Below are 21,450 nucleotides of genomic sequence, written 5' to 3'. Positions count from 1 at the left end.
TCGTTCTGCGTTGAGGCGAGCCGCGGCTACTCGGGACGAACGATCTTGCCGAGCCCCTTGGATTTGGCGAACTCGAAGAGAAACACGTGCGCCGTGTACGCGAACTCGATGAGCCACGCATACGCCACCAGCTTCTCCTCGTCCCGCTTGAAGCGCGCCGCGGTTTGGAAAGTCAGCTCGCGACCTTCACCGACCCGCATCCCTGCGAAGTGGCTGATCGAGCTCGGGTGTGCGTACTTGCTCAGCTGGTCGTAGACGCGACGGAACTGTCCCAACCGACCGCTGCGGTCTGCATGACTCGTGATCCGGCCGATCGGCACGCCGTGGCCGTCAAGGTCGTTCCAGAGACGCTCGGCCCTGTCGGGGTGGTCGGTCAGGTAGAGCGCGGCCGCGCACTGCTCGATGTAGGCGCGCAGCAGCGTGAGGGCGGCATGCGGGTTGTTCGAGTTGATGGCGCTGAGCGCGGCCTCGTGCAGCGACTGCGCACGCGCGACCATGCCGGCGACGATCAGGTGGTCGATCGTGAAGGCACCCTCCTGGATCACGGAGCGAGCAACAATCAGCAGGTACTCGCGAGCCTGCTCTGCGCGTTGGCGGCCAGATGCTTCATCGGTGACGCCGTACTTAGCGAGCAGATCCGACTCGCCGTCGGCCTCGGATTCCATGCTCGGCAGAGTACGGCCCAATGGAAAGGCCCGGAGCCGCAGACGTGGTGTCTGCAGCCCCGGGCCAATGAGCGAGTGTCGATCAGCACTCCAGTGCCTGTAGCCAGGCCTGCTTGATCTCCACCTCATGCGACAGAACGAGATCGACCAGCCGCTTGGTAGCGACGGGCATCCCCAACTCGCAGTCGGCATGATTTGCCCGCAGCTCGTTCGCCAGCTTGTAGACGGCGCCGAGCAGGAGACACGTGCCGCGCTTGACGTCATCCCAGTAGTCCTGCGGATTATCGACGCTCTCCGGGATGCCAAGTGCAGTCGCGATGAGATTCCAGACCTCGGCGCTGGCAGCGTTCTCGTCATAGTGCGTTGCTTCGCCCATGGGTCCTCCTTGATTGTTGAGATGGGGCGCTGCAACCGCGAGCATCCGGCTCCCAGCGGGAGCGCTCCATCCAAACGAGAGGATTACCAATAGTTGTAAACGAATTTGCGCATTTTGTCAATGCCGCATTAATGGATATTGATTCCATCTTCGCCGCGCCAAGATAATGCAATCCAGCAACTGCGTTGCCCATTCAGTACCGCGTGACTGGTGACCCAATCCAATTGGTGCTGAATCGTTACCAGTGGGCGGACGGCTGCTACCCATCTCATTTCGACGTCGATCTTCCCTATCGAGGACAGAGAATCACTAACGTCGCCCCGCAATACGAATGCCTTCCACCATGGCCCGTCGTCGGGGATCTCCCACCTGTCTACCCAGTCAGGCAATGATGATGGCCTGTCATCCGCGGATGCCACAACGTCCAACTCCGGAAGGTGTCTGGATAAGACCGTCAGGAACCAGCTCGCATCATTCTTGCCATTCCTCATGATGAAGCGAGCCTCGACTGCGTCTGGCGTTCCAGTCAGATGGACGTCAAGGGAGCCCCGGTCACCCGTTCCCAGGTCCATGTTCGCAAGAAATTCGGCCAAGAACTGCGCCCCCTTCTCGGCCCGCCGCCGACCAGCAAAGGAGCCCTCTCGTCCAATGAGGGCGGCATAGTCGCTGAACCGCTGATCGACGCTATGGGTGGGATCAATCCTGGGATGCAGCCCCAAGGCAGCGGCAAGGGCTCCTACGCGCTCGTCATCCAAGAACTCGCAAAGGATCCCCTCAAGCACGTCTAGCGCCTGATCCGCATATCCATCGCCGAGGACCCACGTGAGCTGAGGTGCTAGCTCGTGCATGCGATCCGCGTCGAACGGCATCCGACGCCAATGGTGTTGGAGCTCGTCCTGAAGGCAACGCCGCAGCCGACTGCGGTCGTGCTGACGGAGCCTACGCAGGAACGCTGGGTCACGCTCGAGCGCCGGATCCCAGTCTTCTGGAGCTGGGCCGTGGTCAGGCACGTCGTCGTCGGGCATAGCCAAAGTTTGCAGAAGAGTGCAATGACTGACGACAGGCGCCTCCTTCAGGCTCGGTCATGACGCCGAGAGGAGACGGAACATGGACGACTACGTGGGCTATCGAACCATCGCGGGGATCGTCGCTGCTGAGGCCGCGCTGTCCCGTGCGGCCTGGGAGCTTGGGCACCGCCAAGCATGCAACAACGAGATCCGCGACCTTCTCGAGCACCTCGAAGAGATCCAAGTCCTCGTCGATCATGTGCGGCGCTTGAGCCACGACCGCCACGCAGTCGAGTAGAGCCAAAGACGGGTGGCCTGCAGGTGCAACTGCAGGCCACCCCGATCACCGAAACCCCACTCCCAGCAGAGAGATCAGGAGAACCAGATGACCACCCAGCACGTTAGCCGTCTTAGGCGTGCCCTCACCATCGCAAGCGGCATCCCGCTCACCGTCGGACTACTGGCAGCCTGCCAGTTGTCCGCCCAGTCCGAAGGCACGGCGTACGCCGAGAACTGCCCCAAAGACTCCAAGCTCGCCACGGCGATCCACCTCGACGTGTCCGGCAGCTTCGTCACCGACAAGCTCGACAGCCAGCGCCTGGACATCGTTCGCGACGCCATCGGTAGGACCGCCGCCTGCGGTGGCCACCTGCAGATCCGGGCGTTCGCTGGTTCTGGCTCAGGAACTGCCGTGCTGTACGACGACGAGCTGCACCTCAAGGGCTCGACCGAAACCGCCCGACTTCGCCGCATCCCTGCGCTCGTCGACAAGGTCACTCAGCAGGTATCGGAGGGCTACAGCAACCTACCCACGATGACCGGCGGAACCGATGTCGTTGGCCAGCTGCGCGGGGATCAGGAGTACCTGGCGCAGCTGGGCAGTGGCTACTCGTTGTGGTCGATCACCGCAACCGATGGCCTCCAGACAGCCGGCGTCCAGTGGCGCAAGCTCACAGACTCCAGCACAGCTGAGGCACAGGCGAGCGGCCTTCCCCTCGCCGACCTGTCGGGCGCGAACGCGGAGGTGCTCTTCGTCGGCATCGGCAACACGACCGACGGCGAGGCCCCACCTACGGCTGCGGTTGAGGCTGTCAAGTCGTTCTACCGGGCCGTCTGCGACCGCGTTGCAGCACAGCGGTGCGACGTCGCGACCGACTACACGCCGATCGGCGGCTGACGACCATGGGCCTCGCACAGTGGGTGACCAAGGTGTTCGGACCCCGGCCTGATCGACCGCGTCGACGCATCAAGGATCTCGGCGACCACGCCGAGAACATCCGGATCGAACGCCACGAGAAGCCGTCCGGAATGTCGATCCGCCCGAGCAACGCGACGTCGTACGTCGAGCGCGAGTTCGACCTGTACGGCAAGGAGCAGCTCGACAAGCACCAGGCCAACGGCACCGCGGCAGCACGCAGTTCGCGAGTCCTAGCAGCCAGCCTTACGCTGCCAGCAGAGATGGCGCAGAGCCGGGCGCGCGACAACTACAAGCGGCTCCTGCGGACCGAGGCAGATCGCGACCACGCCCAGCACTGGCTCGGGCCGTTCGCTCGACGCGCTCCCGGCGCGCACCGGACGTACCGCATCTGGTTCGGCCTGTTCATGCTCGGCGATGCCGTCGGAGTGCTCGGCGCGGCCCTGATGTGGGGCGAGATCTGGCTCCTCGCCATCGGTCAAGGCCTCGCCTCAGGCGCGGCTGCTGTTGCGGCAGGTTGGGTCGGGGCGGACGTCAGAGACCGTCGAGACGCCAACGCGCGAGCTCAGCTCGCCGAGCACGTCGATCTTCCGGATGACCTGACGATGCGCTACCCAGCGCTGTTTGCCCCGGTTCCCAGCGAGCGGCACACGTACGGGCTCGCGGTCGCAGTAGCGGCTGTGATCGCTGCCTCGCTGGGATCGGCGATCTTCGCGCTCCGTGCGGCCGTCGAGGGCAGCCTGTTGGCAGGGCTCGTCTTCGGAGGCCTGGCGCTGGCGACCTGCCTCGCATCGTTCGTGAACTCGTGGGCTCATGCGGACCGCGTGGCAGACCTACTGGAGCGCAACGAAGTTGCGTACTGCGAAGCCGAGGCCCAGCACGAGCGTCTCATCCAGCACCCCGCCCCGACGACGCGTGACGGCGCAATCCAGGCCGCCGACTCAATGGAGCTGGAGCACGTGCTCAAGGGCGCTGCAGCCAAGGCAGGAGTGCTCGCCCTCGCGGAGGCAGTCATGCGCCGCCATCCCGAGATCTTCGGTCACGCCGTCGATCCACGGACCCCAAGCGGCCCAGTGGGCCGTCGCTGGCTCCGGGCGGAGACCTCCAACGGACACCGCCACCTCCACAGCGTCCCGCCCACCGATGACTGGCAGTCCAGCGGCGAAGCGCCGTTCTGACCCCTCACCAACACCACCAACGAAAGGACCCACCATGACGACCACCCCCTCCCCGAAGAAGAAGTTCAAGACCCTGCTGGCGGACCCGCCGTGGGACATCCAGCAGAAGGGCGCCCGCGGCGCCGAGCAGCACTACGACCTGATGACGCTCGACCGCATCAAGGCGATGCCCGTCGGCGATCTGATGGAGGACGACGCCCACCTGTGGCTCTGGGTCACCAACGCCACCCTGCGCGATGGCTACGACGTCGCCGAGGCGTGGGGATTCACGGTCCGATCGCCCCTCACCTGGGTGAAGTTTCGGCTCGGCCTGGGGAACTACCTGCGCAACAGCACCGAGCACCTGTTGTTCGCGACGCGCGGCAAGGCGCCTGTTCAGTACCGGGCACAGCCGACGTGGATCAACGCTCCGGTGACAGACCACAGCCACAAGCCCGAGGAGCAGTACGCCCTCATCGAGCGAGTGAGCCCCGGACCGTACCTCGAGCTGTTCGCCCGTCGCCGGCCGCTCAGCAATTCCGACTGGAGCGTCTGGGGAAACCAGATCGCGTCCGATGTCGAGCTGCCCGGCTATCCGGTGCCGACCTACAGCTCCGCCGTCGCTGATGAGAGCGAAGAGGCCGCGTGATGAGCGGCCGACGTAGCGACAAGGAGGACGTCGTGAAGCGCGGACCTTTCGAGTGGCTGTTCAACGCTGCCCTGCTCTTCCTCGGCACAGCCATCGCGCTGACCCTCGCACTCGAGCTGCTGGCGGCCATCTGGCCGTGGCTCGTCGCGGGCGCGCTCGTCGTCGGAGGCGCTGCCCTGGCGATCCGCATCGCGATCCTTCGCCGACGTCAGTGGTGACCACCGAATCAACCTCACAGAAAGGACTTTGATCATGGCCAAGAACCCCCAGCGCAGGAACCTGCGCCAAAGCGACTTCCGCGTCGTGGCGCGTGGCGTCCACCGCCCGCAGCCCGACATCTCGCGCCTGATGCGCGCATCGCTCGAGTACTACCTCGCCCTTCAGGAGGCGGAACAGGCGAAGACCAAGATCGTCAACGAGGAGCGAACCGATGAGGCGGCCTGAGTTCGTCTGGACGCGGCTGCATCTGCCTCGGCCGCTCGATGGCGGACGCGTCCTGGCATTGCTGACCAACCTCGCCAGCGACCGGCGCTCCCCTCCGCTCGCGTTCGAGGTCCGCGCAGACCGAGATGGCGTACAGCATCTGCTCGGCTGCGAGGCCACCGCCGTGCAGCGCATCAAGCGCGTGCTGGGTGACCACCTCCCCGGCATCGCCATGCAGGGCGTCGAGACTCGCCAACCCGTGCGGGAGGCCGGTCGCCTGATGTTGCAGCCACCCGGTATGCCGCTTCGAGTCGACGCCCCCGAGCAGAGCGTGACGTCGCTCCTGTCGGCCGTCGGCGCGCGACTGCAGGCCGACGAGGTGCAGGTCGTGCAGATTCTGCTCGGTCCGCGCCGCCCGCCTCGCACGGTCCCACACAACGCCGTCGCCCCGAACATCGGCTGGTGGGAGCTGCTCACGCGCGGAACCCGCCCGCCGACCTCTGACGAGCGCCGCCAACTACGACAGCAGGCTGAGGACGCCGGGTTCGCTGCCTGCGTGCGCGTGGGCACGACGGGTTCCGATCGTGACCGGACACGGCACCTCACCGTCGCCCTGCAGAGCGCGCTGGCCACGACGAAGAGCACCGGCACACGCATGGAGTTCGTGCACGAGGATCCCCGGCTGATCAACTCCGCCGTACTGCCGCGCCGCTGGTCGCCGGAACTGAGTGTGACCGAACTCCTCGGCGTGCTGGCCTGGCCACTCGGCGACGGCGAGTACCCAGGCATGCCCCCGTTGCACCCCAAGCCGTTGCGGCCCACGCCCAGCGTGCACACCAAGGATCGCGTGTTCGCCGCATCGCTGGCTCCGGGCGATGACCGGCAGGTCGGCGTCGCGCCCAGTGACGCGCTGCTGCACGGGGTCGCCTACGGCCCGACGAGTTCCGGCAAGAGCACCGCGATGTTGCACCTGATCGAAGCCGATATGAGAGCCGGGCGTGCCATCGCCGTCCTCGACCCCAAGCGACAGCTGATCGACGACGTGCTGGCGCGCGTCCCAGCCGAGCGCCTGGACGACGTTGTCGTGCTGGACGTGAGCAGCGAGAACCCGATCGGTTTCAACCCGCTCGACGTCTCCGGGCGCGACCCCGACGTCGTGGTCGACGGCATCATGGCCGTCCTGGGTGGGCTGTTCACCGAAGGATGGGGTCCACGAACCCTCGACATCTTCTCCGGCACGCTCCGAACGCTTGCCCGCGCGAGCGTCGTCACCGGACAGCCCGCCACGCTGGCCGACATCCCGCGGGTGCTCACCAAGGCGCCGTTCCGTCGCGAACTGCTCGCACACTTGAACCACGACGAGGCGCTTGTCGAGTTCTGGGCCTGGTACGAGAGCCAGTCGCCCGCCGCGCAGGCAGCCGCGATCGCAGCGCCGCTGAACAAGCTGCGCCAGCTGCTCCTCCGGCCTGGGCTCGTCCGGATGCTCGATCAGCGCGAGACGCCCTTCCGACTCCGGGACGTCTGGCGGGACAACCGCATCGTTCTGGTGCCCCTCAACGAGGCACTGATCGGCTCCGGCACCGCCGAGATGATCGGGAGCCTGATCGTCGCCGACCTGTGGCAGGCCGTGCAGGAGCGTGCCAGCGAGCGCAAGCCCGAGTCGCGGCCCGGCTTCGTCTACGTCGATGAAGCGCCGCGGTTCCTCCACCTGCCGGCCTCCATGGCCGACGCCTTGGCCGTGAGTCGCTCGATGGGCGTCGGGTGGTGGCTCGCGGCACAGTTCGCTGGCCAGTTCCCGCGGGAGCTTCGCTCGGCCATCGACATGAACGCGCGCACCAAGCTGGTGTTCGGCACCGAGTACGACGACGCCGCCCACTTCGCTCGAGGCAGCAAGGACCTGATCGCTCAGGACTTCCTGTCGCTGGGCAAGTACCAGGCGTACGCCAACCTAGTTGCCGCCGGTCGTCCCCAAGGATGGGCTCTGGTCCGAACGTTGCCTCCGTCGGCCCGCACGTCGCGCCCAGAGCGCGTTTCGGCGCACTCGACGGCTCGCTGGGCCACCCCGAAGCCGAGCGGCCCGAATAACCGCCCTGAGCGGCACGGACAGGTCGAAGGCGCTAGCCGACCGGACCGACAGGTCGTCGGCCGGAAGCGGAGGTCTCGATGAGCGCCTGGCGCCGTCGCGGACGCCGCGAAGACCCGCAGATTGCGGGTCAGTCCCATCTGGCCGGCGAACGTATGCGCCGGTCAGGGGCTGGTTTCGAGCGATTCGAGTCGATGTGGAACGAACGCCGAAACGATCGACGGAACGATCGCGAGCCATCACCAACCCGAGGTGTGCTGCCATGAGCGATCTCGATCCGCTGACCCTCGCGAAGGAGCTGAACGAGCGCGATCTCCGAGTTCTTCGGACGCTCCGCGCCCATCGGCTGGCGAGCACCCGGCAGCTTCAGCGGTGGCACTACACCGACGGCTTCGGGGACTCCGCAACGGCGCTTCGAAGCGCCCAGCGAGCACTGCGTCGGCTGGCGGGCCACCGACTCATCGCTCGGCTCTACTATCGGATCGGCGGGCAGCAGCACGGAGCGGACAGTGTCGTTTGGCAGCTCGATGTGGCTGGCGATCGCCTCTTGGCGGTGCTCAACGCCGAGAAGCGGCGGCGCTACATCGAGCCGCGACGGGCGTTCATCGAGCACACAGTCGGCGTGACCGAACTCGCCGTGCAGTTGATCGAGGCACAGCGTCGCGGTGACCTCGCCGAGCTCGCGCTGACGAGTGAGCCCGCCAACTGGCAGCGCTTCCTCGGACAGCACGGACGGTCCGAGATCCTCAAGCCCGACCTGCTGGCCGTGACCGCCTCGGACGAGTTCGAAGACCACTGGATGTTCGAGTGGGACACCGGCAGCGAGCACCAAAGCGTGATCACCCGCAAGGCCCTCGTGTACGAGCGCTTCGCAGCCGCCGGGACGTACCAACAGGCGCATGGCGGAGTCCTGCCCGTCGTGCTCTGGATCGTGCCCAGCGAGGTGCGCCGCGAACAGATCGAACAGGCGCTGCGCAACGCCCGCAACCTCACGGCCGACGTCCACCGGGTCGTCACTGCCGAGCAGTTCCTGCCCACCGTCTTGGCGGGCAGCGAACCAATGACAACTACAGAAGAAAGGAACTCACGTTCATGACAACCATCAACACGAAGGGAGCAATCACCGCCCCGGTCAACGAGCCGGAGAACGAGCGCGTTGCCCACGAACTCATCAACCGTGCGATCAAGCAGGCCGGTCCCGGCGGCACGATCGGACCAGCCACCGCGCGACTGATCGCCGCCACCATCCACCGGGGCGAGACGACAGCCCTCGGGCGCTTCGCCGCTACAGGCGTCCTGAACCCGCTGGAGGCCAGCGTCGAACTCTGGGACGGCTCGATCAACGAGCTCCCGCCCGCCTGGTGGCGTGCCCTCGACATGTACCTCGAACAGGAGTCCGACGATGGAGCGCGCTAAGCCGGTCGCAGCGGTCTACGCCCGGGTCGCCCGGAACGAGTCAGATGACGAGCAACTGAGCATCAATCGGCAGCAGCAGGAGTGCGCCGCCGCCGCGACCCGCCGCGGCATCGACGTCGTCGCCGGGTTCGTCGACACCGACGACAGCGGCACCTCCCTCCTCCGCCCTGGGCTCGGGAAGCTCTTCGGCTGGCTGGACTGGGAAGCCAACGAGGGTCGTTTCACCGACTACGTCGCCGTGGCATCGACCGAGCGCCTCGCCCAGCGCAGCGAAGACCTCACCGAGGTCCTCCGCCAACTTGGCATGCGTGGCATCCGTCTTCTCATCGCCGAGAACGACAGCACCGTCGTGACCAGTGCGGCCAACACCACGAACAAGGAACTGACCATCCGCTACGTACAGGACCGGACTCCCGCCACCGCGGAGCAACCCGAGCACGACCAACTCGACGAGAGCGAAATCGACCTGACCGGCGTCATCGAGCAAACCGAGTCGCTGTTGGACGTCATCGGCGACGCGCTCGTGGAGGCCGGCGAGGACGGCGAAGTTCCGGAATGGGGTGCCCGCGCGATTGCTCGTCACCTCGCCAACCGACTCGGTGAATCCGGATCAGCACTGCATCGCTTCGCCGTTACCGGCCAAGGCACATTCGAGCAGATCGGCAGGGACCTCGACATCCTCTGGGAAGACCGAGACCGGGACGACGTCACGAGCGAGCTGATCAACCGACTGGCCACCTACCTGGTTACCGTCGAGCGCGAGGCCCACCAAGCCAAGGCGGCGGCCTTCAGCGATGACACGCGAGCACTCATCGCTGAACACGGACCAGCATTCGAGGCGTTCCTCCGACTTCCCGACGTCACCGAGGAGAGCGCCCCGCTCGGGTTCCACGAGGCCTACTACGGCGCGTTCGACAGCTTGGACGCCATCGCCCAGGACGTCGCCGAGAGCCACGAGGTCTACCAGCTGCTCGAAGACGCCTCGCTGAGCCACGTCGCCAGCCCCGACCTGCGCCTGCTGCTCAAGCTGGCCCGGCGAGCGCTGGGACATCGTCCCGCACAACAAACGCTTCTATCTCTTCGAGAAATAGGAGCATCAATATTCAAGAGTCGATATTCATTCATATTCATAAAGTGTTGTAATAAACGCCTTTTCGCTGGCAATTCCCCTCATATTCCCGTAAAATAGGAGCGTAAACAGGAGTATTTATGACTAAAGATGAGAGCGTGAAGAATATCGAGCTCGCCCAGCTCGTCGTCCGTCACCGCGTTGCGGCGGATCTATCCCAGCGCCAGGCCGCCAAGGCGGCGGGCGTCGACAGTCACACGATGAACCAGCTTGAGCGAGGCGGCTACGCCTCGCCGAGCCCCAAGACCCTCATCGGCGTGGCTCGCGCACTCAACATCCCGCTGCTGGAGATCTTCCGCGCCGCTGGCTACCTGAGCCCGTACGACGTTATCGACATGGTGCGCGGATACGAGCACGGAGCGGAGCCAGCACCAGTACACGTCGACGCATCCAGCTTCGACGAGGAACGAAACCGCTACATCGAGCGGCTCATCGAGGAACACGGACTCGACTACATCGAGCCCGACTACGAGGCGCCGAACCCAGACCATTAATGCCCCCGCGGCGGAAAGGAAGCAGATCCGATGCCAACACCCACAGCCTCCCCACCAACAGATCTGCTCTCTCTCCTTCGCGGGGTCGAGTCGGCCCCGGCCGACGACCTGGGATGGGCCGAGCACTGCACACGCCAGCAAGCCGTCATCCTGCTGCTGCAGACCGAGCGACGCGTCGACTTGGATGCGCTCGCACAGGCACTCGACCTCACGATCTACATCGACACCGACATGCCCGTCGACGGCACCGCGTTCTGGACCCGCCAAGGGTGGCGGATTCATGTCTCGGATGCACTGGAGCCCAAGGCCCAGCTGCGCACAGCCCTTCACGAGATCAAGCACGTGATCGACCACGGCATGCGCTCTCCACGGCGCTCCGCAAAGGAGCACATGCACTTCGAGTACCTCGCGGATCTCTTCGCGGAACTCGTGCTCGCCGGAGCCGCCGCATGAATGACCTCGCACCTCCGCAGAACGCACTACTAGCCCAGGAGTCGCCCATGTCCGCCCCGCCGCCAACGCCCATACGCACCGCCGTTGCCTACCTCCGCGTGTCAACCTCCGACCAGGCGACCCGAGGCGGGTTGAGCGAGGGACTCTCGATCCCGGCGCAGCGGCAGGCCATCTACACCAAGGCGCAATCGATGCGCGCCACTGTCGTCGAGGAGTTCATCGACGCCGGAGAGTCTGCGAAGACTGCGGACCGGCCGGAGCTGCAGCGCATGCTGCGCTACATCCGGGAGAACCGCGTCGACACGGTCTTCGTCCACAAGATCGACCGTCTCGCGCGCAACCGAGCCGACGACGTCGCGATCACCGCCGAAATCCGATCGGCGGGCGCAACGCTCGTGTCTGTCAGCGAGAACGTCGACGAGACCCCGCAAGGCCAGCTCATGCACGGCATCTTCAGCGCATTCGCCGAGTTCTACTCGAAGAACCTCGCTGCCGAGGTCATGAAGGGCATGGAGGAGAAGGTTCGACGAGGCGGCGCGGTGAACCGCGCGCCGGTCGGCTACATCAACCACCGAGACCTCGTGAACGGAGTGGAGAGCCGCACCATCGAGATCGACGAGGAGCGCGCGCACCACGTGCAGTGGGCCTTCACCGAGTACGCCACTAACCCGGACATGACCGTGACGCGCATGACGGAACTCCTGCAGGATCGCGGGCTCACCGTTCGCGCGACAGCAAAGCAGTCCGAGCGGATCGTCCAGCGATCCCAAGTTCACCGGATGCTGACCAACCCCTTCTACACCGGCGTCGTTCGCTTCAAGAACGTCGAGTACCCGGGCGCGCACACGCCGCTTGTGAGCAAGGAGACGTTCGACGCCGTCCAGGAGCGACTCGACACCAACCGCCACACCGGCAACCGCGAGTTCAAGCATCTGCACTACCTCGCGGGCTCCCTCTACTGCGGACGCTGCCAGTCGCGGATGATCTACACCGCCAACACCGGGCGGAACGGCACGACGTACGAGTACTTCGTGTGCGGCGGTCGGCTGTCCAAGTCCAACAACTGCGAGGCCCCCTACGTCGCCATCGAGACCGTGGAGGCCGCAGTCGCGCGGGTGTGGAAAACCGAACACGCGAGGTGGCACAACGGAGCCTTCCAGCCCATCCGCGCCGAGCTCATCGACCGCCTCCGCGAGATCCGCAGCTCGTCGGATCGCGAGGCCAGCTCGCTGCAGAAGCGAGCGGACAAGCTTCGCCGTGACCGCTACAAGTGGGCCGAGCATGCAATGAACGGAACCGTTCCTGCTGATATCGCCCGGGAGAAGCAGGCACAGCTCGCCCGCCAGCTCGCAACGCTTGAGGCTGAGATGACATCAATCCTCCGCGCCGGAATCGACACCGAGGCCACGCTCAACGCCGTCCTCAATCTGATCTACGATCCGGCCTACGCCTACCTCGGGCTGACTCCAGGACAGCGAAGGACGTACAACCAAGCTTGGTGGAGCCGCATCTACATCGACACCACCGAGATTCTCCCGACCGAGGTCGTGTGCGAGACCACTCGAACGACGATCGCGGAGGCGCTTGAAGCCAGTCGCCAGATTGCCGTCCAGACGCTCGAGGCGCGAGGCGAGATCCCGGCTACGGCCCCAGGAAACGTTCGAACCCCCGCCACGGAAAGTGACGGGGGTTCGAACAATCAACCACTGGTGGACCTCCGTAGCAGCTTCTCAAACCCCCGGAAGCCGCTCGGATCGCTGATTTCCCGTGTGCTACGGGGTTCTCGGGCTCGTCGGCCGCGCGCTCGGGATGCTCGGATGACCGATGAGCGCGGTCCCGTGCGTGGGAAATCGCGTCAGTCTCAAACCCGTTTAAGCGTCTCGAATCGAGCCGAGCTGATCGCCGGGTACGCCGATGGTGTGCCCGTGCGGGAGCTGGCGGCGCGGTTCAACGTGCACCGCGGCACTGTGCGGGAGATAGCTCGGCAGGCGGGCTTGGCAGCGCGTCGACCGGAGTTGCCGGACGCGATCCGACAGGACGCCGCTCATCTCTATGCGGGTGGGATGACGCTCGCTCAGGTCGCCGCGCGACACGCAGTCAGCAACGAGGCCGTGCGGTCGGCGGTGATCGCGTGCGGTGGGACGATCCGTGCTGGCGGTCGTCGCCGGCCAGGTGCCTGAGTTCTCACACCTCACCGGATACCTATCGCGTTCACCACGGCACGCTCTTCGGCGTCGTCTGCTTCGGCGGGCGAGTTGGCGCGCTCGCGACGGGCGGTGACGGACTCGCGGACACGGGCGCGGATTAGGAGCACAGCGCTGACCGGCCCGATCCAGAGCATCTTGAGCATGTTCCAGATTGCCCACAGCACTATGAGGTGGAACCATCCGGGGGCGCCGTCCTCGATGAGTTGGACACAGACGTTCGCAATCAGGACGTACGGGATCGCCAGAAGCATCGCGGGGATACCCCACTTCAAACCACGGCGGGTGCGGATCGCATCCAGCAGGATGTTGGTGGGCATGTAGCGTCGCAGGAAGTAGCGGGTGTGGACGCTGACGGCCCAGATCAGACGGATCATGGTCTTTCCTCTCCATCGCACAGTGCATCTGGTGAGGCAGTGCGTTGAAGAGTGACCCAGGGGTCTGCCGCGAGCGGCGCGCTACAGAGGAGAAATCCGCCTCAACGCCGAGTCTACGCCCGGGCCGGACAGGACGGAAGGGACGGGCGAACTCGCTCCGAGCACGGGTCGATCGCCGGTAGCTGGATCGCGGTTATCGGTAGGAGCTGGGTGTGTTGGCCCATTTGGCGCGAGCGCGTTCCATGACCTTGCGAGCGCCGCTGTGATTCATCCTCCAGCGGGCGACGGCGAAGCTGACGTCGTAGGCATCTGCTGCCTCCTCGTCGGTGGCGTTCGCTCGGGCGAGCCGGAATGCTCCGTCGTTGGGAATCAACATCTCCCCTGAGAGCCAGTCGGCTTCGGCTTCTTGGTCGCCGCCGAGCCCGCACTTCCGCTCGTCGGAAAGAGAGACGCCGAACTTGTGCTCCAGGACGACGTGGGCGAGTTCGTGGCACATGGTGGTGCGACGACGGGTCAGGGGCTGAGCGTCGTTCTCCAGGATGACCACGCCACTCCCGTTCGGGATCAGCGCCCCGGACAGTGCGCTTCCGTCCGCTCGCAGGAAGTGGTCGCGCGCCACACCATCGAGGTCGCTGAGTTGGACGACGGGGATGCCGTACTCAGACGCGAAGGCGTAGGGGTCGAACGGCGCATGGGCGTCGAGGCCGATCTCGGCCCGTAGCTCCAGCGCGAGACTCTTCGCCTCGGTCTTGAATCCTCGACGCACGAGTCATCCCTGGGCCCGTGCACGTTCGATGGTCGCGCCGATGACTTGTTGCAGGTACTTGACGTCGGTCTCGCTGAGGTCCTTCCGGGCGCGCAGGAGCGGTGCGAGCTGGGCCATGAGGTCGGGTTCGCGGTCGTCGTTGGCGTCACGTTCTCCCTCGTGCTCGAAGAAGTCCTCGGCCGGAAGGCGGAGCCAGGCGATGATCGTGGCGAAGCCGTCGGTGTCCGGCTTGAGGCCGTTGCCGAGCCGGGAGAGCAAAGAAGGGCTCACGCCGATCTCGCCAGCTAGCGCTCGCCAGGAGAGTTGGCGCTCTTGACGCGCGGCGTCTAGGGCGGAGTAGAGCGCGGCCGTGTTGATCGTGGTCTTGGCCATGCAACCAGTGTGTCACATCTGCGACAGCACGTCGCGTCCGACACGGAGTGTGTTAGAATTGAAACGCAGCATCGAGTCTAGAACGCTGAGGAGGTGAGGAGCATGGCAGGCAAGCGAGGGCGCAGCGCGGTCACGGGTCGGTTCGTGAAGCAGTCCACGGTGAGGCGTCACCCGAAGACCACGACCAACGAGACCACCGGCAAGCGCGGCAAGAAGAAGTAGCAACGAGCCGCACCCTGCTCGACGCAGCAATGTCGGTGGCAGTAACTACGGTGATCGAACAGACGAACCAACCAGGAGAACGACTATGAGCGTGACGGACGCCTTCAGGACCTTTCAGAACGTCGTGAACGCTGACATCACACACGTCCGCGAAGCGCGCGCTCGCCGCGATCTCTTCAAGGGCGCCTTCGGCACCGAGGACGATGTGGAGGAAGTCCTAGCGTCCGGATCGCTCGCGCGAGGGACACACAAGGACCCGATCCATGACGTCGATGTGATCGTCGTCTTCGATCAGGACGAACATCCTGAGTGGGGATCACTGGGAGGCTCCGCTGCGGACGCTCTCGATCACACCCGCGAGCGTGTCAACACTTTGCTCGGAGCGACTAACGGCACACACGACCAGGCGGTCCGACTGGCCCGGTGGCGCAACCATGCCGTCAAGTGCTTCCTGGATGACCCCGATGATCCTGACGCTTTCACGGTTGATGCCATGCCAGCACTTCGCCGCGATGGGCGGCTCCTCATTCCTGAAGCGCTCTCAGAAGACTGGGTCGCTTGCGACCCCGAGTTCCTAATCGCCGAGGTCGCGGATAGGCACGCACAGTGGAACAAGTTCGCTGGCACTGTTCGGATGCTCAAGTGGTGGGCTGCCGAGCAAGACACCAAGATCAAGTCTCTCGTCATGGAGGTCCTCGCGCTCGACTTCCTGCCGACGGACGTCAACCAGCCCGCTGCGATCAAGCAGTTCTTCGTGAGCGCCTGCTACCACATTGAGGGCGGGAACGAAGTCGCCGATCCTGCTGGGCTCTGTGGACCGATTCAGCCTGATATCGACTACGGCGAGTTCGCCGACGCTCTGCGGTCCGCACGAGACAACGCCATCAAGGCGTTCCAGGCACAGGCGAACAATGACACTGCGGCTGCGATCAAGCACTGGGGTGAGGTGTTTGGGGACGACTTCCCGAAGCCTCCTGCCCCCACTGGCAACCCGGCGCCTGCGGTCGTGCCCGCTGCGCCCCGGCCGGTGAAGGACACTCCGCAGGGATGACTCACGCAACAGTGCCGGATCGCGGCACGGGCATCACGGCGCTCAACCCCGTGCTCTGGACTGAGCGTGAACCTGTGCGATTGGCGCGCGATCAGAATGAGGTCCAGGCGTTCGCGCCGTTGCTCGAATACCAGAGTCCAGCAGACGACGGCTTGCCGCACGGCGGATGGCTCGGCGTCCTCCCCCGCTGGCCTTTCGAGCGGCCACAGCCCGAAGCTCTCGATGAGCTGCTTGGGGACCAGGAACTGCGAGTGCTCGTCATCTACTCCGCGGCCCACCCGATGGTTCCGCCGACCATCTACTCCCTTGATCCGGAGCCGTCGATCTGGGAACAGACACAGTCGGCATGGCACGTAGCTCCAGGAGGATCGCTCTGTCTGCTCCAGAGCGATGGCGGCTGGCAGCCCGAGGCCAGCCTCACCGAGCTTCTGGCGAAGGCGGCGGGCTGGCGGATCGAGTACGCCCTCATGAAGGCTGGAGTCATCAATGAGATGTCGGTCAATGGCATCGTCTCTGACCCCTCGCACGACCACCTGATTGACCGAGCGATTCAGCGAGCAGCTCCAACACCGGACCCGACCGGGGCGGGAGACACAAATGTCTCCTCGTAACCCCTACATCGTGATGCCCAGAGACGCGGTCACCAAGATCGCAGGCTCCGACCTGTCGGGCGGATCGCTGGTGCTCCGCCGCGTTCCCGCGGACGATATGTACGTCGTCCAGACCGTGGAAACCGGCAAAGACATCCGTCTTCCAGCCGAAGTCCCACGCGAGTACGCCGCGCTTCGTTCAGGTGACCCCCACCATGCGGCTCAGTGGATCAGGGTGGCACCGAACGACGCCCATCTTCACCATCTCTTCTTGTCCAGACGCCCCGATATCTCCATAGGGTTCAAAGAATTCAGGGAGCTGGTGCCGGGCGTTGCCGATCCCGGCAACAACCTTGGCGTGGTCGTCACTCACGACTCCGATCTTCCACCGGAGCTGGTGGAGGCCGGTGCCTCGGAGTTTGCGGGCTGGGCTGTCCGGCGCAGCGGTGTGGAACCGCTCGCTATCGAGATCGAGCCAGAAGTTCTTGGCCTGGCACAGTTGGCTGGCAAGTGGCCGATCGAGCAGCTCGCCGCCAACAGCATCATGGTCGTGGGCTGCGGCAGCATCGGGAGCGCCGCAGCAGAGGCGCTCGCAGGATACGGACTCGGACATGTGGAACTTGTCGACCCGGACCGATTCCTCTGGCACAACATGCTCCGCCACACTCTCGGCGCCGAAAGCGTCGGTCGGTTCAAGGTGGCGGCCATGAAAGATCACCTCGCCCAGCACTGGCCGCAACAGACAGTGGTTGCCCACCGACGCGACGTGGTTGCCGAGGCCCACTACATCCGGCCCATCGTCGACCGCGTCGATCTGGTGCTCTGTGCCGCAGACGGTATTGCTCCCAGGCGTGTCGTCAGCCACCTCTCCAGGCGCGCACGGAAGCCGGCGATCTTGGCGTGCGTGCTCGACAATGGCTCGATCGGAGAAGTCATCAGGCTGCGACCAACACCCCGGTTCGGATGTCTCCTCTGTCTACGGCAGCAGCTTGCAGATCAGGGAGCGATGGACGCTGAGGCGGATCAGGAGTTGGATTACGGCACCGGGCGCATCCACCAGCCGATGACGGCTGTGCCACCTGATCTCCGATACGTCGGCACGTTCGCCGCAAAAGTAGCGATCGCGACACTGCTGGAGTCGCTTCACGGTGACCACACCCAGCAGGTTCCCGGGGAACACGCCATCATCGGTCTCCGACCAGCAGGTGACCTCGCAGCCCCTTTCGACCTCAGCCAAGCCGGCGATGTTCAGTGGTCGTCCATCCCCAGACCCCGTGCATCGTGCCCGACCTGCTCGCCAGGATGACAGGTCGAAGGGAGCTGCCTCCGGTGACGATCACTGACGTCGCACTCAGCGCGATCGCGCGCGAGGCGTTGCGGTCCGCCGATGGACTCGAAACTGGCGGCATCCTGCTCGGGAAGGACGCGACTGAAGGGATCGACATCCGACATGCCGGCGGACCTGGACCCAACGCCACCCGCGGCGAACGCACCTTCATGCGAGACCTCGACCATGCCCGGCGTCTCGCGGACTACGCCTGGTCGGAGGACCGTAGCCAGTGGATTGGCGAATGGCACACCCACCCGAGCGGAGGACTCTCCCCGAGCGAGGTTGATCTCCACTCCTACATGCGCCATCTGCACGACCCCGAACTGGGGTTCGACAAGTTCGTCGCGATCATCGCTGGATTCGATTCATCGGCACGAGTGGTTGTTGCAATTTGGCTCGTAGAACGGGACCGCATCTTGCCAGTGGTACCCGAGAGGCTTCCTACGGCGCCTGCTGTAAACAGCCCGCACGCCAGTGACGCGGTGAGGCACGCCACCTTCGTAACTGAAGAACACAAGGAGACGCCATGACATCCGATTCCGCCGCCCCTGACCCGGCAGACCCCGTCTTCATCTCGTACCGCCAGAAAGACGGTACTGGTGTTGCTGGGGAGCTCGCCTGGCTCCTCCGGGCCGCCGGCATCCCTGTCTGGCGGGACCGAGACGATCTGCCGCCAGGCGACACCGAGGCCCGACTCAAGCAAGCGATAGCGGCCGGCATCTCCGGCGGCGTTCTCGTGACGACACCGGACGTGGTGAACAGCAGAGTCGTGAAGACGCTGGAAGCACCCCGACTCCTTGAGCTACACCGCGACCACGAAGTGTTTGCACTCGGCATCATCAACTCGGTGAAAAAAGACGACGGCGGAACAGATTACGACGCTCCTGACCGGCTCCTAGAGATTCGTCCCGGCACCTTGAGCGGTGTAGATCAGCAATCCGCCGAGCGCGATGGCCTGCTGGCATTGATCCGCGGTTTGGTCTGGCACCGGATCGCGTCTCTTCGCAAGCGAATCGAGGCAACCGACCAGACGTTCCACCTGAGCCTCCAGACCAGGAATACCCCACAGGTCTATGACCGAACCGGTGACGAACTGGACATCCGGCTCAGGCCCTCCGCTCACGAACGGCTTCCGAGCGCCGATGGGCTCCGAGATCTCAAGCACACCATCGGTCTCCTCCCCGATGCCGTGACCCGTTCCGGGGCACATCGCCTACGTGTTGCTGGAGGGGCTCATCTCTCAGTGGCCTTCGCGGTCGGGGCGGGCTTACCTTCGTCTCGAATCGGACACATGGACGTGATCGACCAACAGGGCACCACCTGGGCGAGCGATGGCGAAGCGCGGTTCATCACGCAACCGCAAGTGCAAATCGCAGATCAAGGCGGCGATCCATCTGCAATCACGACCGGCCGCCCCTCCGTAGCCGTGTATGTCGATCTCCTGCCCCAACGCAGCGACACCGCCTTCACCCGCTATATCGAAGATCATAGGCCGATTCTCGCGGCCTGGCGTCATATCACAAGTGCGAGCGGCACACTCCTCGACCCCGCTGATGCAGGCCTGATCGCCGCTGATGTCGCCGCGCACATCCGTGCCCTGTCGAACGACAACTCCAACGCCGAGGTGCATCTCCTGCTGCGGTGCCCGTTCCCACTTGCGCTTCTCATTGGGCGATTGACGAACACCTTGCGCGTAGTAGTCCATGAATGGGACGACTCCGACCCCATCGACGGTGACGACTACCGCGCAAGGTACGTGCCCACCCTGCGCGTACGTACATCTGCAAGCTCAGGTGTCATCGAAGACGTGCTCCTCCCGGACGCGTCTTGACTGCGCCAGCCGACCTTGCGGTCGCCCGTAACACCATGTTGAGCGTCACTCTCGCGTGGAGGATTCGCTCGAGGTTTAGACAACGGCGTTCCGAAGGGCACGGGCGTCTGTGAGCTTCTCGCGCGACCCGGGCTTGCCCTACTCGGCATTCACTCAAGCGTGCCGCACCTTCAAACCCAGCGAGCTGATCCCGGCGATCGCGCGGGCCTCGGCAGCGCTTGGCGAACCGCCGTACTCAGATGCTGTGAAACATCGGATGCCGCCGTGGGGATTGGCTGCGGCCGCGCGAGATTCGCTTCTATACGGCAATGAGTATCGCTCGAAGCCCGTCGATGAGACGGCGCTGCAGAAGCTGATGCACAAGTTCCAGATCGCGATGGACATCGACGATGCCGATGTCGGGTCCGCGGACTTTCTCGTCAGACTGATGACTCGGGTCACGTACGAGCAGTTCCCCTACCAGGAGTCGATGTTCGAGGAACTTGCTCGCTCACACGCCTGGATGGTCGAGGGCCTGCCCGACGTCGAGACCCGAGTGATCACGGAGGACTCGCTGGCGGACATGCTCGACGGAGTTCCGTTCCGCGAGGCGATGGGCGCGACGTTCTTCCTCCAAGTGGGTGCCTTCCAGAACGGTGGAGCATACAAGCCTGGCTGGCTGGATCAGCCAAACTTCACTGAAGTGCTCAAGCTCTATCCGCGGACGAACATAGAGAAGATCGCCTCTCGACTTACCACGACACCCGCAGGGTTTCGGACTGCTTTCAACGACCACTCGGTCGGAACAGCCACAGCGGCCCGGTTCGATTACAACCCGTTGATGGCGACGCCGTTCGTGGACATGGGCGACGGAGAGCCGGTTGCCCCAGCGACCCGTCTGATCATGCGGACGGTCACGCCGGGAGGCTTGTACTACGCCGGGATGACCAAGCACGGCAAGGCTTTCGCGGATGATCTCGGAGGTCTGTTCGAGCACTACATTGGTCGACAACTCAGACTGATCGAGGACGCGGAGGTCGAACCCGAGATTGTCTTCGGCAAGGGTGGCGGTCATAAGAGCGTTGACTGGTTTGTGATCCTGCCCAATCTGGTCATCTTGGTTGAGGTCAAGTCTCGCCGCCTCGGCCCGGCAGCACGGGCCGGCGATGCGACGCTGATGAACTCGCTCAGCGAGACCCTAGGCGGCGCACGGCGGCAGTTGACCCGTACGGTCAGCCATCTCGCTGACAATCACTCAGCGTTCACGAACATCCCAACCGACCGCCCCATGTTGGGGTTGATCGTCACGGCGGAGCCGTTCTATACCGGAGCCGCCTACCTTCTCGACCATGACGTTGCGGCCATCCCTGGCGGGAGGCTCCCAGATGTTCCTGTAGCCGCAGCGAGCGCGCGTGAAGTCGAGTGGCTCGTGACGCACGGCAAAGACGTTGAGCCGCTGCTCCTCGCAGAGATCGCGAAGAGTGCAGGAGGTGTCGTCAGCCTGCGTGACATCGGTAAGAAGGCTGATACCGAGAATCCGATCCTGTCGAGCGCTTGGAATGCGTATCCTTGGCCGACCGGCAAAGGACGCGGCGACGGAGAATCATCAGCGACGCCGTCCGGCAACGGCTGACCCTCACAGTCGGATCAAGTCGACTGCGAGCTTCGGAAGTGCCGAATC

The 21,450-nt window shown here is 64.7% G+C and carries 25 protein-coding genes; 19 read left to right on the top strand and 6 right to left on the bottom strand.

The features are described 5' to 3' along the window. Positions 1-26 precede the first annotated feature (26 nt). The 3 genes from KM427_RS00350 to KM427_RS00340 form a co-directional block, all read right to left on the bottom strand. Positions 27-665 (bottom strand): hypothetical protein, encoded by a 639-nt coding sequence (locus tag KM427_RS00350; protein ID WP_215525834.1) that lies wholly within the window; start codon positions 663-665, stop codon positions 27-29. A gap of 82 nt (positions 666-747) precedes the next feature. Beyond that, the gene (locus KM427_RS00345; RefSeq protein ID WP_215525833.1) at positions 748-1,041 is read right to left on the bottom strand and encodes a hypothetical protein; all 294 of its coding nucleotides are present in this window, start codon (positions 1,039-1,041) and stop codon (positions 748-750) included. 128 nt (positions 1,042-1,169) lie between these two features. After that, positions 1,170-2,066, bottom strand: a complete 897-nt coding sequence (locus KM427_RS00340) for a hypothetical protein (protein ID WP_215525832.1) — start codon at positions 2,064-2,066, stop codon at positions 1,170-1,172. An 82-nt stretch (positions 2,067-2,148) separates the two neighbouring features. Between KM427_RS00340 and KM427_RS00335 the strand changes: the two genes are divergently transcribed. The 13 genes from KM427_RS00335 to KM427_RS00275 all read left to right on the top strand — a co-directional run bounded on the left by KM427_RS00335 (position 2,149) and on the right by KM427_RS00275 (position 13,227). After that, on the top strand, positions 2,149-2,346 hold the full coding sequence (locus KM427_RS00335; protein ID WP_215525831.1) for a hypothetical protein: 198 nt from the start codon (positions 2,149-2,151) through the stop codon (positions 2,344-2,346). Positions 2,347-2,433: 87 nt separating this feature from the next. Beyond that, the gene (locus KM427_RS00330) at positions 2,434-3,225 is read left to right on the top strand and encodes a hypothetical protein (RefSeq protein ID WP_215525830.1); all 792 of its coding nucleotides are present in this window, start codon (positions 2,434-2,436) and stop codon (positions 3,223-3,225) included. 5 nt (positions 3,226-3,230) lie between these two features. Beyond that, positions 3,231-4,421 (top strand): hypothetical protein, encoded by a 1,191-nt coding sequence (locus tag KM427_RS00325; protein WP_215525829.1) that lies wholly within the window; start codon positions 3,231-3,233, stop codon positions 4,419-4,421. Between the two features lie 34 nt (positions 4,422-4,455). After that, complete coding sequence (locus tag KM427_RS00320; RefSeq protein WP_215525828.1) at positions 4,456-5,049, top strand: MT-A70 family methyltransferase; 594 nt, start codon at positions 4,456-4,458, stop codon at positions 5,047-5,049. Then, entirely contained in the window at positions 5,049-5,267 is a 219-nt protein-coding gene (locus KM427_RS00315) for a hypothetical protein (protein WP_215525827.1), read from the top strand. The genes KM427_RS00320 and KM427_RS00315 overlap by 1 nt, the downstream gene beginning before the upstream one ends. Before the next feature lie 34 nt (positions 5,268-5,301). Beyond that, positions 5,302-5,493: a hypothetical protein gene (locus KM427_RS00310; RefSeq protein WP_215525826.1), complete on the top strand. Its 192-nt coding sequence runs from the start codon at positions 5,302-5,304 to the stop codon at positions 5,491-5,493. Next, a complete protein-coding gene (locus tag KM427_RS00305; protein WP_215525825.1) occupies positions 5,480-7,639 on the top strand; it encodes a type IV secretory system conjugative DNA transfer family protein in 2,160 nt (719 codons plus the stop codon). The genes KM427_RS00310 and KM427_RS00305 overlap by 14 nt, the downstream gene beginning before the upstream one ends. Positions 7,640-7,817: 178 nt before the next feature. Further along, a complete protein-coding gene (locus tag KM427_RS00300) occupies positions 7,818-8,651 on the top strand; it encodes a replication-relaxation family protein (protein ID WP_215525824.1) in 834 nt (277 codons plus the stop codon). Continuing rightward, on the top strand, positions 8,648-8,971 hold the full coding sequence (locus KM427_RS00295; protein WP_215525823.1) for a hypothetical protein: 324 nt from the start codon (positions 8,648-8,650) through the stop codon (positions 8,969-8,971). The genes KM427_RS00300 and KM427_RS00295 overlap by 4 nt, the downstream gene beginning before the upstream one ends. Further along, entirely contained in the window at positions 8,958-10,160 is a 1,203-nt protein-coding gene (locus tag KM427_RS00290) for a recombinase family protein (protein ID WP_215525822.1), read from the top strand. Before KM427_RS00295 ends, KM427_RS00290 begins: the two co-directional genes overlap by 14 nt. Positions 10,161-10,198: 38 nt before the next feature. Then, entirely contained in the window at positions 10,199-10,594 is a 396-nt protein-coding gene (locus KM427_RS00285) for a helix-turn-helix transcriptional regulator (protein WP_215525821.1), read from the top strand. 30 nt (positions 10,595-10,624) lie between these two features. Then, positions 10,625-11,047 carry a hypothetical protein gene (locus KM427_RS00280; RefSeq protein WP_215525820.1) on the top strand — a complete coding sequence of 141 codons (423 nt, stop codon included), beginning with the start codon at positions 10,625-10,627 and terminating at the stop codon, positions 11,045-11,047. A gap of 47 nt (positions 11,048-11,094) precedes the next feature. Then, entirely contained in the window at positions 11,095-13,227 is a 2,133-nt protein-coding gene (locus tag KM427_RS00275) for a recombinase family protein (RefSeq protein ID WP_215525819.1), read from the top strand. 11 nt (positions 13,228-13,238) lie between these two features. Here KM427_RS00275 and KM427_RS00270 read toward each other — a convergent pair whose 3' ends face one another. From KM427_RS00270 to KM427_RS00260, 3 genes are all read right to left on the bottom strand, one after another. Continuing rightward, on the bottom strand, positions 13,239-13,628 hold the full coding sequence (locus tag KM427_RS00270) for a sulfate permease (protein ID WP_215525818.1): 390 nt from the start codon (positions 13,626-13,628) through the stop codon (positions 13,239-13,241). A gap of 193 nt (positions 13,629-13,821) precedes the next feature. Then, the gene (locus KM427_RS00265; protein ID WP_215525817.1) at positions 13,822-14,394 is read right to left on the bottom strand and encodes an ImmA/IrrE family metallo-endopeptidase; all 573 of its coding nucleotides are present in this window, start codon (positions 14,392-14,394) and stop codon (positions 13,822-13,824) included. A 3-nt stretch (positions 14,395-14,397) separates the two neighbouring features. Beyond that, the gene (locus tag KM427_RS00260) at positions 14,398-14,766 is read right to left on the bottom strand and encodes a helix-turn-helix domain-containing protein (RefSeq protein ID WP_215525816.1); all 369 of its coding nucleotides are present in this window, start codon (positions 14,764-14,766) and stop codon (positions 14,398-14,400) included. A 307-nt stretch (positions 14,767-15,073) separates the two neighbouring features. Between KM427_RS00260 and KM427_RS00255 the strand changes: the two genes are divergently transcribed. From KM427_RS00255 to KM427_RS00230, 6 genes are all read left to right on the top strand, one after another. Beyond that, the gene (locus tag KM427_RS00255) at positions 15,074-16,039 is read left to right on the top strand and encodes an SMODS domain-containing nucleotidyltransferase (protein ID WP_215525815.1); all 966 of its coding nucleotides are present in this window, start codon (positions 15,074-15,076) and stop codon (positions 16,037-16,039) included. Continuing rightward, the gene (locus tag KM427_RS00250; RefSeq protein ID WP_215525814.1) at positions 16,036-16,650 is read left to right on the top strand and encodes a ubiquitin-conjugating enzyme family protein; all 615 of its coding nucleotides are present in this window, start codon (positions 16,036-16,038) and stop codon (positions 16,648-16,650) included. Before KM427_RS00255 ends, KM427_RS00250 begins: the two co-directional genes overlap by 4 nt. Continuing rightward, on the top strand, positions 16,637-17,935 hold the full coding sequence (locus KM427_RS00245; protein ID WP_215525813.1) for a HesA/MoeB/ThiF family protein: 1,299 nt from the start codon (positions 16,637-16,639) through the stop codon (positions 17,933-17,935). The genes KM427_RS00250 and KM427_RS00245 overlap by 14 nt, the downstream gene beginning before the upstream one ends. A gap of 23 nt (positions 17,936-17,958) precedes the next feature. Then, positions 17,959-18,489 carry a Mov34/MPN/PAD-1 family protein gene (locus tag KM427_RS00240; protein ID WP_215525812.1) on the top strand — a complete coding sequence of 177 codons (531 nt, stop codon included), beginning with the start codon at positions 17,959-17,961 and terminating at the stop codon, positions 18,487-18,489. Then, the gene (locus tag KM427_RS00235) at positions 18,486-19,790 is read left to right on the top strand and encodes an SAVED domain-containing protein (RefSeq protein WP_215525811.1); all 1,305 of its coding nucleotides are present in this window, start codon (positions 18,486-18,488) and stop codon (positions 19,788-19,790) included. Before KM427_RS00240 ends, KM427_RS00235 begins: the two co-directional genes overlap by 4 nt. 109 nt (positions 19,791-19,899) lie before the next feature. After that, a complete protein-coding gene (locus tag KM427_RS00230; protein WP_215525810.1) occupies positions 19,900-21,402 on the top strand; it encodes a hypothetical protein in 1,503 nt (500 codons plus the stop codon). Positions 21,403-21,450 lie beyond the last annotated feature (48 nt).

Origin of the sequence: Nocardioides sp. LMS-CY (genome assembly GCF_018732145.1) — a bacterium.
Lineage (GTDB): Bacteria > Actinomycetota > Actinomycetes > Propionibacteriales > Nocardioidaceae > Nocardioides > Nocardioides soli.
This window is presented reverse-complemented; position numbering and strand designations above follow the sequence as displayed.